This is a genomic window from Nocardia sp. NPDC004573, from assembly GCF_053602135.1.
In genome coordinates this window covers 284,711-299,063 of sequence record NZ_JBSGDA010000002.1, presented here as the reverse complement: position 1 = coordinate 299,063, position 14,353 = coordinate 284,711, and the positions used below count along the sequence as shown (strand labels likewise).

General features: G+C 68.7%; 16 protein-coding genes. 8 read left to right on the top strand and 8 right to left on the bottom strand.

The window, feature by feature from the left end; all coding sequences use genetic code 11:
* Nucleotides 1-35: 35 nt before the first annotated feature.
* A complete protein-coding gene (locus tag ACWEKR_RS04730) occupies nt 36-1,274 on the top strand; it encodes a lipase family alpha/beta hydrolase (RefSeq protein WP_452353315.1) in 1,239 nt (412 codons plus the stop codon).
* 45 nt (nt 1,275-1,319) lie between these two features.
* Here ACWEKR_RS04730 and ACWEKR_RS04725 read toward each other — a convergent pair whose 3' ends face one another.
* Complete coding sequence (locus ACWEKR_RS04725) at nt 1,320-2,411, bottom strand: hypothetical protein (protein ID WP_195087517.1); 1,092 nt, start codon at nt 2,409-2,411, stop codon at nt 1,320-1,322.
* Nucleotides 2,412-2,597: 186 nt separating this feature from the next.
* Between ACWEKR_RS04725 and ACWEKR_RS04720 the strand changes: the two genes are divergently transcribed.
* From ACWEKR_RS04720 to ACWEKR_RS04710, 3 genes are all read left to right on the top strand, one after another.
* The gene (locus tag ACWEKR_RS04720) at nt 2,598-3,917 is read left to right on the top strand and encodes a family 1 glycosylhydrolase (protein ID WP_452353314.1); all 1,320 of its coding nucleotides are present in this window, start codon (nt 2,598-2,600) and stop codon (nt 3,915-3,917) included.
* 116 nt (nt 3,918-4,033) lie between these two features.
* The gene (gene prcB / locus ACWEKR_RS04715; protein WP_452353313.1) at nt 4,034-4,858 is read left to right on the top strand and encodes a proteasome subunit beta; all 825 of its coding nucleotides are present in this window, start codon (nt 4,034-4,036) and stop codon (nt 4,856-4,858) included.
* Nucleotides 4,859-5,306: 448 nt separating this feature from the next.
* Nucleotides 5,307-6,278 carry a hypothetical protein gene (locus ACWEKR_RS04710; RefSeq protein WP_452353312.1) on the top strand — a complete coding sequence of 324 codons (972 nt, stop codon included), beginning with the start codon at nt 5,307-5,309 and terminating at the stop codon, nt 6,276-6,278.
* Here the strand turns inward: ACWEKR_RS04710 and ACWEKR_RS04705 are convergent.
* The 3 genes from ACWEKR_RS04705 to ACWEKR_RS04695 all read right to left on the bottom strand — a co-directional run bounded on the left by ACWEKR_RS04705 (nt 6,265) and on the right by ACWEKR_RS04695 (nt 8,354).
* A complete protein-coding gene (locus ACWEKR_RS04705) occupies nt 6,265-6,669 on the bottom strand; it encodes a VOC family protein (protein WP_452353311.1) in 405 nt (134 codons plus the stop codon). The genes ACWEKR_RS04710 and ACWEKR_RS04705 overlap by 14 nt on opposite strands.
* Before the next feature lie 4 nt (nt 6,670-6,673).
* Nucleotides 6,674-7,972: an NtaA/DmoA family FMN-dependent monooxygenase gene (locus tag ACWEKR_RS04700; RefSeq protein WP_452353310.1), complete on the bottom strand. Its 1,299-nt coding sequence runs from the start codon at nt 7,970-7,972 to the stop codon at nt 6,674-6,676.
* 199 nt (nt 7,973-8,171) lie between these two features.
* Nucleotides 8,172-8,354 (bottom strand): hypothetical protein, encoded by a 183-nt coding sequence (locus ACWEKR_RS04695; RefSeq protein ID WP_452353309.1) that lies wholly within the window; start codon nt 8,352-8,354, stop codon nt 8,172-8,174.
* Between the two features lie 211 nt (nt 8,355-8,565).
* Between ACWEKR_RS04695 and ACWEKR_RS04690 the strand changes: the two genes are divergently transcribed.
* Entirely contained in the window at nt 8,566-8,823 is a 258-nt protein-coding gene (locus ACWEKR_RS04690; protein ID WP_452353308.1) for a hypothetical protein, read from the top strand.
* A 21-nt stretch (nt 8,824-8,844) separates the two neighbouring features.
* Here the strand turns inward: ACWEKR_RS04690 and ACWEKR_RS04685 are convergent, their stop codons facing one another.
* The gene (locus ACWEKR_RS04685; protein WP_452353307.1) at nt 8,845-9,483 is read right to left on the bottom strand and encodes a helix-turn-helix domain-containing protein; all 639 of its coding nucleotides are present in this window, start codon (nt 9,481-9,483) and stop codon (nt 8,845-8,847) included.
* 61 nt (nt 9,484-9,544) lie between these two features.
* Here ACWEKR_RS04685 and ACWEKR_RS04680 point away from each other — a divergent pair, with 61 nt between their 5' ends.
* The 3 genes from ACWEKR_RS04680 (at nt 9,545) to ACWEKR_RS04670 (ending at nt 11,788) form a co-directional block, all read left to right on the top strand.
* Nucleotides 9,545-10,309, top strand: coding sequence for an SDR family NAD(P)-dependent oxidoreductase (locus ACWEKR_RS04680; RefSeq protein WP_452353306.1), 765 nt, complete (start codon nt 9,545-9,547; stop codon nt 10,307-10,309).
* Nucleotides 10,306-10,809, top strand: coding sequence for a VOC family protein (locus tag ACWEKR_RS04675; RefSeq protein WP_452353305.1), 504 nt, complete (start codon nt 10,306-10,308; stop codon nt 10,807-10,809). The genes ACWEKR_RS04680 and ACWEKR_RS04675 overlap by 4 nt, the downstream gene beginning before the upstream one ends.
* Nucleotides 10,810-10,912: 103 nt before the next feature.
* Nucleotides 10,913-11,788, top strand: a complete 876-nt coding sequence (locus tag ACWEKR_RS04670) for a TIGR03619 family F420-dependent LLM class oxidoreductase (RefSeq protein ID WP_452353304.1) — start codon at nt 10,913-10,915, stop codon at nt 11,786-11,788.
* Nucleotides 11,789-11,801: 13 nt separating this feature from the next.
* Here ACWEKR_RS04670 and ACWEKR_RS04665 read toward each other — a convergent pair whose 3' ends face one another.
* The 3 genes from ACWEKR_RS04665 to ACWEKR_RS04655 form a co-directional block, all read right to left on the bottom strand.
* Nucleotides 11,802-12,665, bottom strand: coding sequence for a fructosamine kinase family protein (locus ACWEKR_RS04665; RefSeq protein ID WP_452353303.1), 864 nt, complete (start codon nt 12,663-12,665; stop codon nt 11,802-11,804).
* Nucleotides 12,662-13,441, bottom strand: coding sequence for a helix-turn-helix domain-containing protein (locus ACWEKR_RS04660; RefSeq protein ID WP_452353302.1), 780 nt, complete (start codon nt 13,439-13,441; stop codon nt 12,662-12,664). Before ACWEKR_RS04660 ends, ACWEKR_RS04665 begins: the two co-directional genes overlap by 4 nt.
* A 152-nt stretch (nt 13,442-13,593) precedes the next feature.
* Nucleotides 13,594-14,217, bottom strand: a complete 624-nt coding sequence (locus ACWEKR_RS04655; RefSeq protein WP_452353301.1) for an antibiotic biosynthesis monooxygenase — start codon at nt 14,215-14,217, stop codon at nt 13,594-13,596.
* Nucleotides 14,218-14,353: the final 136 nt, after the last annotated feature.

Below are 14,353 nucleotides of genomic sequence, written 5' to 3'. Positions count from 1 at the left end.
CGGACACTTTCAGTGCACACTTGTACACTCAAGTCATGACGGAGAGCGCGCGCCAACGGCAAGCGGAGGTCAGGGCGCTGGCCCGGCTGGCCGGTGACGAACTGGGCGGAGCGGTGGATGGGATCGCCGCCGTGCACCGGGCCATCGCGCACCGGGTGTTCGCCGCGGTGCGGTGGGGTGTGGGACCGGCGGCGGCGCCGGTCGAGTTGATGCACGATGCGATCGCCGAGACTGTCTACCGTGTGGTCAGCGGATCGGCGGTGGCGGCGGGCATGGTCGCCGAGCGGACGGCGGACCTGCCCGGCGAAGCGCCGTCACGCACGGTGTACGGCTCGGGGTTGCTGGCCGCGCTGCAGGGTCTGATCGGTGACGATCTCGAGCAGACGCGACCGATTCTGGCCGCGCCGATGACGTTCCGGATCGACGGCGCGCCCGTACGAGCCGAGTCGGTCGGTGCGCGAGTTCAGCGGCCCGGCGCGCACGTCGTGGTGTTCCTGCACGGGCTGGTGGAGAGCGAGCACGCGTGGCGTCTGGGTGGCGGGCCGACCTATGCCGAGCGGCTGGAGGGCGACATCGGTTGTTCGGCGCTGCAGGTCCGGTACAACTCCGGTCTGCATATCTCGGAGAACGCGGCGCAGCTCAGCGAATTGATGCAGTGCTTGGTCGAGCGGTGGCCGGTGCCGATCGAGCGGGTGTCGCTGGTGGGTCATTCGATGGGCGGACTGGTCGCTCGGGGCGCGTGCTTCGTGGCGGGTGAGGCCGGATTGCCGTGGGTGCGGCTGGTGCGGCAGCTGGTGTGCCTGGGTTCGCCTCATCTGGGTGCGCCGCTGGAGCAGGTGGTGCATTTCGCGTCGGCGGCGTTGGCGCGGTTTCCCGAGACTCGTCCGTTCGGGCGATTGTTGCGTCGCCGTAGCGCGGGCATCCGGGATCTTCGAGACGGCTCTCTGGTGGATGAGGATTGGCGTGATCTGGACGTGGACGCTTTGCGTCGCCGGGTGGTGCGCGAGGTTCCGCTACTGGTGGGCGCGGACCACTATTTCGTCACCGCTACGGTCACTCGCAGTGCTCGGCATCCGGTGGGGCGGGTGCTCGGTGACGGGCTGGTTCTCACTCCCAGCGGTTCGGGTCGTGCTCGGACTCGTCGCATCGGGTTCGACGTCGGCAAGGGAATGCATCTGGCGTCGGCGCATCATTTCACGTTGCTGAATCACGAGGCGGTGTATCGAGCACTGCGTACCTGGTTGACGTCGGAGGTTGCCGAAGTCTTTCCGTGAGTCGTTCAGGGGCGGGACCGGCGTGGCCGTGTCCCGCCCGTGGGTTCAGAGGAGGTCTTCGGGGTCGGCGTCGGCTTCCAGGCGTACGTCTTCGGCGAAGTGGGCTTCGGGGTCGTCGTGGTCGGTGTGGGCGGCGTAGAGCAGCAGGCAGCCGCGGATGCCGTCGAGGAGGTCCTCGAGAAGGTCGAGGGCGGGGCGGGCGGGGTCGAGGCGGCTGATGCGGAAGCTGGTGAGCATTGCTTCGCGGGTGTCGGCGTCGACGCCGAATCGGTGGGCTTGGGCTTCGATTTCGGCGACGCGGGCGACGAGGCTCCATGGCGCGGGCACGCGGCCTTCGTGTACGGCCATCGCTTCGGCGATGAGGTCGAGGACGACTTCGGTGGGGGTGTCGCCCGCGGCGAGTCGTTCGAGTACGAGGGTGGGGGTTTCCACTTGCAGGGCTTCGAGGTCGTCGGCTTCGGCGACGACATCGGTGGTGGGCACGTTGGCGGCTTCGCCGGCGACTTCGGCCGCGGCGTAGAGCCAGTGCGCCGCGGCGACGGAGGCGGAGGCGGGGTCGAGTTCGGTGAACAGTTCGATGGTGCCGAGCGGGTCGGCGCGCAGGAGTGCGTCCGCGGCGTGGACCTGGGCCGGGGATACGTCGGGGCGGGACAGTTCGACGGCTTGGCGTGCGCGGCCGGAGAGGTCGCCGCGTTCGGCGGATTCGATGGCTTCTTGTTCGGTGCGTACTTCGGCGGCGACGGTGTCGAGCAGGGCGGCGTCGTCGATGTCGTGGAGGGTGCGTCCGATGCGGTGGGCGGATTCGACGACGCCGCTGTAGGAGACGAGCAGTCCTTCGTCGGTGGGCAGGTGGGGGCTGCGCAGGCCGGTTTCGACTTCTTTGAAGTTGCGGCGTTCTTCGGCGCGGCGCCATGCTTCGCTGTTGGGGACGTCGGGGTCGCCCGCGGCGCTGGCCGGGTGGGTGTAGGTGCGCCATTGGAATCGCGAGAGGGTGGTGAGGTTCGACGCGAGATCGGTTGCCTGGTCCCTGGTCACCTGCGGGGGCAGGGTGGCCACCGTCTGGGCGAGGTCGCCTCGTCCGGTCGCCCAGGTGGCGACGAGGGCGGCGCGGTCGGCATCGAATGCGTATCTGGTCACGTGGGCAAGTCTGGTCGATCGGCGGCGGTTGCGCTCGGTCAATTGCCTCGCTTGTGTGATGTTGTGCGGCGTTCCGAGGGGGGGCGGGACGGGGGGTTGGGGTGCGCGTAGATCGTGACGGTGGCGCAATCGGCGACACGCGGATTCCTGCCCGACGCTCAGCAATCTCGCAGCTACGCTACGGCGATGCGTATACGGACTCACCGGCGCGGGTTCGCCGCGTTGTCTGCCGCTGCGGCCGTGCTGATGGCTTCGGGCGTTTCCGCTGCTCAGCCGAGCCGGGAGCTGCCTGCGTTCGATGCGGATTTTCTGTGGGGTGTGGCGTCGTCTGGGTTTCAGTCCGAAGGTCATGCGCCGGACAGCAACTGGTCGCGTTTCATCGCATCGGGTGAGACGGCGGATCCGTATCACGATTCGGTGGACTTCGCCCGCCGCTATGGCTCCGATATCGATCTGGCGGCGCGTCTGGGTGTGCGGGTGTATCGGGTGGGGATCGAGTGGGCGCGGTTGCAGCCGGCGCCGCATGCCTGGGACGAGGCGGCGTTCGGGTTCTACGACAAGGTGATCGCGCGGATCGTGGCGGCGGGGATGCGGCCGATGTTGACCTTGGATCATTGGGTGTATCCGGGGTGGGCGGCGGACCGTGGTGGGTGGCGCGATCCCGGGATGGTCGAGGATTGGCTGGCGAACATGCGCAAGGTGGTGCTGCGGTATGCCGCGCGTGATCCGTTGTGGGTGACGTTCAACGAGCCCGCGGCATATGTCGGCACCGAGTTGCGTACGGGTGGGATCAGCGTGCCGGAGGCTCCGGTGATGGTGGATCGGATCGCGCAGGCGCACAACGAGATCTACGACGTCATCCATCACTATCGGCCGGGTGCGCAGGTGACCAGCAATCTGGGTTATGTGGCGGGTGCGGAGACGGAGGTGAATCAGCCGATCGTGGATCGGATCGCGGCGAAGCTGGATTTCATCGGGGTGGATTACTACTTCGCTCCGTTGCCGCAGACCGGGGAGGCGGCGCAGGGTGGCGCGGAGGGTGGTCCTGCGATGTGGGAGTTGCCGGTGCATCCGGAGGGTATCTACTACGCGTTGCGGCATTATGCGCGCCAGTTTCCGGGGCGTCCGCTGTATGTGGTGGAGAACGGTCTTCCGACGGAGAACGGGCAGGTGCGGCCGGATGGCTATACCCGCGCCGATCATCTGCGGGACACGGTGTACTGGCTGCAGCGGGCGAAGGCCGATGGGATGAACGTCATCGGCTACAACTACTGGAGTCTGACGGACAATTACGAGTGGGGTTCGTATGCGCCGCGGTTCGGGCTGTACACGGTGGATGTGCTGACCGATCCGGCGTTGACGCGCCGTGCGACCGATGCCGTCGACGCGTATGCCCGGTTGATCCGTGCGGGTGGCGTGGCACCGTCTTATCGGCCGACGCGGGCTCCGGTTCCCTGTCTGCAGATCGATGCGGCGGATACGTGCGCCGGGGACGACCCGGCTTAGGGGTTCGGGTCGGGCGATGTCGGCTGCCGCCGTGCGGTGGTGGAGTTGGGGTAACGTCGGCGGCGAGCACGTGTCGCGTTCGCGGGTGGTGCACGCTCCGCCCGGAAAGGTGATTCATGACCATCGATAGTCACCTGCCGCTCGGCTTGCAGTATCCGGCGGCGTCCTTCTCGGAGTTCCTGCGCCGGTATGCGCCGCAGTTGTTGCCCGACGTGGGTTTCGATGCCGGTGGCGAGCTCGATTTCGCGCCGCACGGGACGACGATCGTGGCGATCGCTTATCGCGGTGGTGTGCTGGTGGCGGGTGATCGGCGGGGCACGATGGCGCATCTGGTGGCGACGCGGGACATGCAGAAGGTGTTCGTCACCGACACGTACTCGGCGGCCGGTTTCGCGGGCACGGTGGGTATGGCGCTGGAGATGATCCGGTTGTTCGCGGTGGAACTGGAGCATTACGAGAAGATCGAGGGGGCGTCGCTGACGTTCGACGGCAAGGCCACGAAGTTGTCGGCGATGGTGCGCGCGAATCTGCCTGCGGCGTTGCAGGATATGGCGGTGATTCCGGTGCTGGTCGGTTATGACGTGGACGCCGCCGAGCCGCAGCGGGCGGGCCGGATCGTGTCGTATGACGCGGTGGGTGGGCGGCAGGAGGAGCGTTTCGGTTACACCGCGGTCGGTTCCGGGTCGGTGTTCGCGAAGTCGTCGTTGAAGAAGACGTATCACCGCGATATCGATGAGCAGGCGGCGTTGCGGCTGGCGGTGGAGGCGTTGTTCGACGCGGCCGACGACGATACCGCGACGGGCGGGCCGGATCTGGCGCGGGCGATCTATCCCACCGCGGTGCTGGTGGATGCCGAGGGTGCGGTGGAGGTTCCGGCGGAGCGTCTGGCGGAGATCGCCGGCGTGGTCGCCGACGCGCGTGCGGCGGCGGAGGGGCGTTGAGAGTGTGGCCGCTTCGTGCGGTGTCCGGAAATTCCGATGTGGCCCTTCGGGTCCGAAGATTGTGCGGTCGCGCGAATGGGTGTGGTGCGGGTTTGTGACCGATGTCCCACTGCGCACTTGTTAAGCCTGTCACAGCAATTGAGGTGAGCAGAGGTTCTGCGCCGGGGCGGCGAAACTGCGTATGCCGAGTTCAACGCAGTGCGCCAAAAGTTACTCATCGGTTGGGTCACTCTCCGCTGGTATGCCTCGGGAGCTGCGGCGATGTGTGGGAGATCGATCACGCTTGCCTGCTGTCGCCGCACTGCTTACGGTGATTTTCGTCGATGGCCGATGACGCCCGATCGAATTACATCTCATTGATGTGCCGCGATTTCCGGCCTTTTGGCAATTCCACTGTTATTGCATTGAGCGTCAGGGAAATTCATGCGGCACCGGCGAAACTGGAGCAATGGTACAACCAACCCCCTGGCAGGTAAGCGAAGCGCGATACGGCCGGAGCCGCGGCTCCGGAGGCAGGGCACGCGACGCGAAGCCACCACGGGGCCTGGATTGGGGATTCTTGTTCGCCGCGGCCGCGAGCGCGGCCGGCTTCGCCTTGCTGTTCCAGCCGTGGCTGTCGGCGTCGGGTTCGGGTGGTGAGGCCGGCTCGAACGCGTTCGGGCGGGTCACCGGGGTCACCCACGGTTTCGACGAGTGGTCGGTGTCGAAATTCCGTGACGTGAACATCAGCGGCGCCTGGGGTCTGCTGGCAGCGGCCGCGATGATGGTCACCGTGTTCGCGGTGGTGGCACAGGTGCGGTCGCGTACCCGCGTGCTGGCCCACGTGATCATGGGTTCCAGTGTGGCCGCGGCGATCCTGGTGCTCATCGGACTGCTGTACTTGAATGCCAGGGCGCCGGAATTGCGGATCCTGGTCGATCCAGGTGAAGGTCTCGGTGCGGGGTTGATGCATCGCCTGTTCGGTGAGGGTGCGTCGGCCACTTCGGATAACGGTGATCGGCGCATGGCCGCTGCCGGGCTGACGCCCGTCGCGTTGATCGCCGGTGTACTCAGCTGCGCCGCCGCGGTGGCCGCCGTCGCGCAGGGCAGTCGGCGCTACGGTTCCAGCCCGATGCGGGCGCTCGCGTGGCTGGTGACGCCGCTGCCCGCCGAGTCGGCGCAATCTCCGGCCGTCGCCGAGGCGCCGCGTCCGGCCGCCGCCGAGGCACCCCGCCCGGCCGCCGAGGCACCGCGTCCGGCCGCTGCCCAAGCGGCGCCGCCTGCACCGGCCGCGGCCGAGCGGCTGCTGCTGTGGGAGGAGCTGGTCTTCGACGACGATCTGGTCGCCAATGTCACGTGGGTGCGCAACACCGAACCGCCGCGGCGCGCGTCCTCCGGGGAGCGGTCGAAGACCTCGACACCGGTCCTCACCCGCCGCTAGCGGCTGGGGCCTGATCCGGTCCCAGCACATGTGCCCGCGTTTCGGGCGACCACTGCACGTATTCCAGCTGCGCCCCGTCGGCGTGCCGGACGTACACGAAGGTCCCGGTGGCGCTGGTGAACGGTCCGGCGATCGGTTCCGCCCCGTATTCGGTCACTGTCCGCAGCAGGGCGTCGAGATCGTCCACTATCACCGGGCCGACCGTGGTTCGGTACCGCTCGACGTCTTGCGGCCGGCCGGCGATGAGAAGGAAATCGCCGACCGCGGCGAGTTCGGCGTCCTCGAAGCCGAAACGCAGATCCGCCTTCGCGCCGACCAGCTGTTCGTAGATCGGCAGGGCGGTGTCGAGGTCGGTGACGAAAACTCTGGCATAGGTTTTCAGGATGCGCACCGCGTCACTCCGGGAGCGGGGGAAGTTCGAGGTTGTCGCGGAAGGTCGCGCCGACGTAGTCGGTGCCGAGGATGCCGCGGCGGCGCAGTTCCGGCAGCAGTCCGTTGACGACGAAGTCGCGGGTGCGTTCGTCGGCGAGCCCGCCGAGGGAGATGACGTCGAGAACGCCTGCCCGGTAGCGCTCTTCGACGGCGTCGGCGAGTTGTTCGGGGGTTCCGGCCGCCGCCCAGTGGCCGGTGTCTTTGGCGGCGATGATCAGCTCGCGCAGTGTCTTTCCCGATCGGGCGAAGTTGCTGAAGATCTCTACCCGGCCGCGCCTACGGTGTACCGACGCCACATCGGGCAGCAGACTTTCGGGAAGAGGCTTGTCCAACGGCAGGCCGGACAGGTCGACGCCGCCGCCGAGCATGTCGGCGAGGGCGGCGCGTCCGGCGTCGAAGTCGGTCGCTTCCGCTTGTTCCCGGGCCAGGCGCCTGGCCTCGGCTTCGGTGGCGCCGTATGTGGCGTGCAACGAGCTCATGATCAGCGGCAGGCCCCGGGCGCGGCCGAGTTCGCTCGCCCGGGCGCGGATGCGTTTGGTGTAGGTCACCGCGTCTTCGAGGGTGGGCAGCGAGGTGAACACCACTTCGGCGAAGCGCGCGCCCAGTTCGATGCCGCCTGCGGACTGCCCGGCCTGGAACTGGACCGGTCTGCGCTGCGGCAGGGGCGGGATGTTCAGTGGTCCGCGCACGGTGAAGTACCGGCCCGCGTGGTCGATGGGCCGGACGCGAGTGGGGTCCAGGATCGCGCCGCCGTGTCCGTCCGGGGTCAGCGCGCCGGGCCGCCAGCTGTCGAACAGGGCGTTGATCACCTCGAGGGATTCGGTGGCGCGCGCGTACCGGTCTTCGGGGCTGGGCAGGTCCTGGTCGCCGTAGTTCTCCTCCCCTACCGAGGAGGTCACCGCGTTCCAGGCGGCGCGGCCGTTGCTGATGTGGTCGAGCGTGCCGAAGAGCCGGGCGAGGTTGTAGGGATGGTGGAAGGTGGTGGTCACCGTCGCGATGAGCCCGACGTGCGAGGTGACGGCGCTCAGCGCGGACAGGAAGATCAACGGTTCCTGTGCGCCGATCGCGCCTTGTGCGCCGAAACTGAGCAGGTCGGCGGCGAAGAGGGCGTCGAATCGGTGTTGTTCGGCGAGCTTCGCGACCTCGATCGATGAGGCGACTGTGGTCGCGGTCGGATCGATGGCCGCCGTGTATACGCTGACCGCGCCGCTGACTCCCGTGACGGTTTTCAGCGGCCGCTGTCGTCCACCCGCGTTGCCCATTGCGGCGACGCTACCGGCGCGCGTCTGCGGGGTAACCGGTTGCGATCAGCGAGATGTTTTCTGCGTGTGCAGAATTCGATGTGCGGGTGGGTGTGCCGGATCCGCTGCCGATCGGCGCGATGCGCGGCGGTTGCCGAGTGGGAGTGCGAAATGCGCTGAGCCACCGATGTCCGGATGTTCCGAAGTACGGGAGACGGTCCTAGGCTTCTCGGTCGGGCCGGTCGCCGTGGTCGTCGGCGGTGCGGCGGCCCGCGCGCGGCACCCGCGCCACTCCGGTGTCGAGGTCGATGTCGAATCGCGGCGTGTGGGTCTGTCCGTCGCTGTCTTCGCTGCCTTCGTGGGTCAGCTTCTTGCCCGGAAACAGCTCCCCGATGACGCCCATACGATCACGATACGCGCGCGGCCTGGCGCCGGGCCGGCCACTGCCGAGTCGAATGGCGAGTCGCCACGCGATAGCCGAAAACGGTTCCATTTCGGCACCCGGGGGGCCGCGGCTCGGTTAGCATCATGTTCTGCTCCTGTCGGCCGAGGACCGCGGCACGGGGAGGCACTGGGCGACCGACACTTGTATCGAACGACAGATCGGCCACCGCATGGAACAAGACGCCGACCTCGCCCAGGCTCGGGTCTTCGTGGAGTTGCTGACCCGGCAAGCCCGGACCTTGGCGCGGGACATCGAATTCTCCTACCGCGGCGACCCCGCCGTGCGGCACCAGTTGCACAGCGAACTGTGCGTCGTGCGCCGCTGTATCGAGCGGCTGCACCGTAGGTTCCCGGAAACCGCTGGGCCACAGGGTGATCGGGAGCCGGCGGCGCTCCAGGGCGTCGGGCTATGTCGGACGCTGGGTTGAGCGACGGGAACCGCGCTGATCTCAACGTCCGGGCGCGGTGACGGCGCGCTCGGGAACGGGCACGGTGAGCATGGCGGCGATCATGTCCACGATTTCCGCCGCGTCCCCGGGATGGGCGGTGCGCACGCCCGATTCCAGGGTGCGCTCGTAGTCGGCGATCAAGGCGAACATGACGGTGGCCATGGTCTCCAGGCGCTGCCTGCGCAACTGTCGCGGCAGGCCGGTCAGCGCCGCGTCGAGGCGAGTGGCGATGATGCGGACCGCGGCGCGGTCGGCGTCCGCGAGACGGTGCGCGTCCGCCACCACGGGATGGGTGCGCACGACTTCCAGGAACCGGCCCAGGTGGGTGACCCGGTCGTGGCCGAGCAGTTCGAGGATCGGTGTCGCGAGCATGGCGACGAGGGTGTGCACGTCGTTGGCGCGGCCGTCGGCTTCGTGGGCGGCCAGCAGTTGCATGCGCCGATGTTCGAGCCAGTTCATCCGCCGCTCGACGATGGCCTCGATCAGGCCGGTGCGCGAAGCGAAGTAATAGTGGACCGCGGAGTTGTTGCGCTGACCGGCGGCGGCGGCGATGTCGCGCAGCGGCACGTCGACGCCGCGTTCGGCGATGAGGCGTTCCCCGGCATCGAGCAAGGCGGTGCGCGAAGCGTCGCTCGGCATATCCGCACTGTACTAAACACTGGTATTGACGATGTTAAACACAGATGCTTAATTGTACGGCGTGGTTGATGTGGCGGTGGTCACCGGTGCCGCGTCCGGTTTGGGCGCCGCGCTGTGCCGCCTGCTGGCCGCACGCGGCGTCGCGGTGGTGGCGGCCGATATCGACGCCGCCGGACTGGTGGGGCTGGCCGCCGACACCGCGATCCACACCCAGGTCGTCGACGTCTCCGACGACGAACAGGTACGCCGCCTGATCCACGGCGCGGTGGCCGAACTGGGGCGTATCGACTTCCTGTTCAACAACGCGGCCATCCGCCTCGGCGGCACCGTCGAGCACATGCCGTTGCCGCAGTGGCAGCGGATCGTGGAGGTCAACCTGTGGGGGGTGGTGCACGGCACGCGGCACGCCTATCCGCTGATGCGCGCGCAGGGTTGCGGGCACATCGTCAACATGGCCTCGCTCGCGGGACTGACGCCGGTGACGCCGTCGGCCGCCTACGCGATGACCGAGCACGCCGTGGTCGGGCTCAGCACCGCGCTGCGCGTGGAAGCGGCCGCCGCCGGGGTCAAAGTGAGCGTCGCGGTGCCCGGCGGGGTGGCGACCGACATCGTCGATTCCGGGATCGACCTGCCCGGGTACTCCTATCGGCAGGCGGCGCGCCGGATGCCGGTCGGGATGATCAGTGCCGAACGGGCCGCGCGGCACATCTTGCGCGGCATGCGCAAGAACAAGCCCTACATCGTGTTCCCGCACTACAACAGGGCGGTGATCGCCGCGTACCGATGGTGTCCCGGTCTGATGAGCCGTCTCGGGGGGCGCGGATGATCGCCCGCGGTCCGATCTTCCAACTCTGCTGGGTGGTCGCCGATCTGGCGGCGGCCTGCCAGGCGTTCAGCACGCGGTACGGGGTCGGCGAGTGGTTCACCATCCCGGAGGTCCACTTCGGTCCCGGCGCCGCCGAACTGCGCGGCGCCCCGGCGGAGTACACGATCGCCGTGGCGCTCGGCTATGCCGGTGGCCAGCAGTTGGAACTGATCGAGCCGCGCGGCGGAGTGAGCCTGTATGCCGAGCATCTGGACCGTCTCGGTCCCGGACTGCATCACGCCGCCTGGGTGCCCGAGGACTACGACGCCGCGCTCGCGCAGGCCGCGGCGGCGGGGATCGAGATCGCCGCGCGCGGCAGGTTCGAGGGCGTCGGGATGGAGTTCGCCTACCTCGAGGGCGGCCCGATCGGCTCGCACATCGAATTACTGCGGTTGTCACCGGAGATGAAGGCCCTGTTCGACCACTTGATTCCGGAAGGCTTCACCAACCCATGGCAGTAGGCGGTGATCTCCCGGGCGGCCTCGGCACTGTCGAGGCGGCCCGGGTCCGCTTGCGGCCTTTCCTCTCACGTTCCGGTGACGGCGCGCCGGGAAGGCGAGCATCATGCGTTTCACCTACGCCGAGACGATGACCGATCCGTCGTATTACCTCGCTCTGGCCAAAGCCGCCGAGGAGGCGGGCTACACCTCCATGGCCGTGGCCGACAGCGTGGCGTATCCGAAGGAATCCGACGCGAAGTACCCCTACACCCCCGACGGCAGCCGCGAATTCCTCGAGGACAAGCCGTTCGTCGAGGCGTTCGTGCTCAGCGCGGCGATGGCGGCGGTGACCACCACGTTGCGTTTCACGCCGTTCGTGCTGAAGCTGCCGATCCGGCCGCCCGTGCTGGTGGCCAAGCAGGCCGCCTCGGTGGCCGCGCTGAGCGGCAACCGGTTCGGGCTCGGTGTCGGCATCAGCCCGTGGCCGGACGACTTCGAGATCATGGGGGTGCCGTTCGACAAGCGTGGCGCGCGGATGGACGAGTGCATCGATATCGTGCGCGGGCTCTCGGCGGGCGGGTACTTCGAATACCACGGGCAGTTCTACGACATTCCGCCGATCAAGATCAGTCCGGTGCCGACCGAACCGTTGCCGATCCTGGTCGGCGGGCACAGCAAACCCGCGCTGCGGCGGGCCGCGCAGCGTGGTGACGGGTGGATGCACGCCGGCGGCGACGGAGCCGAACTGGACCGGCTGCTGGCCGAACTGGACGCGCTGCGTGCGGAGTACGGCACCCGCGAGGACTTCGAGGTGCATGTCATCTCGCTGGACGGGTTCACCGTCGACGGCATCAAACGCCTCGAGGACAAGGGAGTCACCGACGTGATCGTCGGCTTCCGGCTGCCGTACACCACCGAGCAGGACACCGAGCCGCTGGAGACGAAGATCGCCAACCTGTCGCGCTTCGCCGAAAAGGTCATCGCGCGGGTCGACGGGTGAGGACCGCCGTGGGTCACGCCGCGAGCGCCGCGGCGGCCGCGGCGAGGGTCTGCGCCCGGTAACCGGCGCCGAACAGCGCGACGTGCACCAGCAGCGGATGCAGCTGGTGCAGCGGCGTGCGGGTGCGCCACCCGTCGGTGAGCGGACGGGTCTCGTGGTAGGCGGCCTGGATGCGGTCCAGGTGCGCGGCGCCGAAGAGGGCGAGCATGGCCAGGTCGGTCTCACGGTGGCCTGCGTGCGCGGCCGGGTCGACGAGCACCGCGCGTTCGGGAGTCCACAGGATGTTGCCCGACCACAGGTCGCCGTGGATGCGGGCCGGTGGTTCGGGCGGTCCGGCCAGCTCGTCGATGCGGTCGATGACGCGCTCGATCAGGCGGGTGCCGTCGGCGCCGAGCACATCGGCCGCTCGGGAGAGGTAGGGCGCGAGGCGATGTTCGGCGTACCACCGCGGCCACGGTCCGTCCGTCGGGGTGTTGGGCAACGGCAGGCTGGCGATCCAGCCTTCCCACGGCGCCCCGAACTGTTCGGATCCGCCTGCGTGCAGCGCGGCCAGTTCCCGGCCCAGCCGTTCGGCGGTCGCGGGCGTGGGGCCGGTCTCCCGCAGCCATGGCAGCACCAGCATCCGCTCGTCCGCCGCCAGCACCCGCGGCAGTAAGCCGCCGTCGCCTGCGGGGCGCGGCGCGCCGCTGCGCAGCCAGGTCAGTCCCGCCGCCTCGGCCGCGAAGACGGGTGTCGGATCGGCCGAGGCTTTCACGAAGACGATCCGGCCGTCGGCCAGTTCGGCGCGGTGCAGCGTCCAGGCATGGCTGGCGCCGAGATCGGTGACGGTGCGAATCCGCGCCGACAGCAGGGCCGACAGATGGGCGGCGTAGCTCACCGGACGCCCGCGGTGAGCCGTTTCATGGTGTCCTCGTCGGCGGGGAAGAACGATTCGATGGCCAGTTCGGCGACGGTGACGTTCATCGGGGTGCCGAACACGGTGGTGACACTGAGGAACGACAACTCGGCGCCGTCGTGGTCGATCCGCAGGGGAACCACCGCCTGGTCGGGTTCGGGGACGGCGAGTTCCACTTCGCCGCCGGGGTAGGACCGCAGTTCCTCGAGCAGGTCGGCCAGGTCCCGGGATCCGGTGACCTCGGTCTGGCGCGCCAGGCGGGCGAAGATGTGGCCGCGCCATTCGGCGAGGTTGCGGATGCGCCCGGCCATGCCGTCGGGGTGCAGGCTCAGCCGCAGGGCGTTCACCGGGGGTTGTGTCAGTGCCGGGTCGATGCCGGCGAGGAGAACGGCCACGCCGCTGTTGGCGTCGATCATCGTCCAGTTCTGGTCGATGGCCAGCGCGGGATAGGGCTCGTGGCCGGCCAGGATCTGGCGCATCGCGCCGCGGACGGCGTCCATGGCCGGGGTGTCCAGGCCGGGTTGCGCGTAGGCCGGGGCGTAGCCCGCGGCCAGCAGGAGGCGGTTGCGTTCGCGCAACGGGATCTCCAGATGCTCGGACAGGTGCACGATCATCGTCCGGCTGGGGGTGGCGCGTCCGGTCTCGATGAAGCTGAGATGCCGGGCCGAGGTGTCGGCTCGTCCGGCCAGCTCGAGCTGGCTCAGCCTGCGTTCCAGGCGCCAATGTCGCAGCAGGTCACCTGCCGTCGGGGTACTCACGCCCCGATCCTACGAACGGTCACCCGGTGTGGCCATTACCTCGCGGGTAATCGACAGCGCTACCCGCAGGTCGCGGCGCCGCTCGTCGACCGCGTGCCGCGCGGGCACGCGCGTCACCGGCCGGAATGCTTCCGGCCGGGATGCGCTTGCGGTCAGGCCATCTCGGGGACGCGCAGATGCGCGAAGGCCAGATCGAACTCCCCCACCTCGAGGACGTTGGCCCCGACCCGCTGGGTCGCCGTCGCCCTGATCCGATTGGTCTGCTCGCGGCTGCCCTCCATCGCCGCCCGGTTCTCCCACACCGTCGCGCCCACCGCTCGGCCGCTGTTCCGGTCGATGAACAGGCTCGCGCTGCAGAAACCGTCGAGCATTTCCGTCTGCGGCAGCACTTCGTTCTTGAACGTGTCGGCCAGCCGATCGATCTGGCCCGGATCCACCTGAACCCACGTGCATCGGGTGCAGGAGCCGTCCCCGGCCGGATGGTCGCGGTGCATCACGGCGATCTCCCATTCCTCCACCCGCTCGACCCGCCCGCCGAGCCGCCGGGCCAGGCCCTCGCGCAACGGCTGCACGCGTCCTCTGCTGGCGTGCAATGCCTCCTCGGTCTCCCATGAAGTCGCGGCGATGCAACGTCCCGTCGACCGGTCGGCCATCAGGGACAGACCGACCCACCCTTGGATCTCAGGCAGATTCGGCATCAATTCATCCCGCAGATACGCGATCCCGTCGTCGATCGAGGACGGCTGGGCCGCGATGGTGCTGGAACGTGCGTACACGGGCCACCTCCCGCCTGTCAGGGTGGCGCCCCGGTGGCGCCACCGGACATATTCACCTTCCTCCAGCCCGCCCCCGCACGCAATGCCCCCGCTACCGTCCGGCTACCCGGCTCGTCCCGGCCGGGCGCACCGCCGC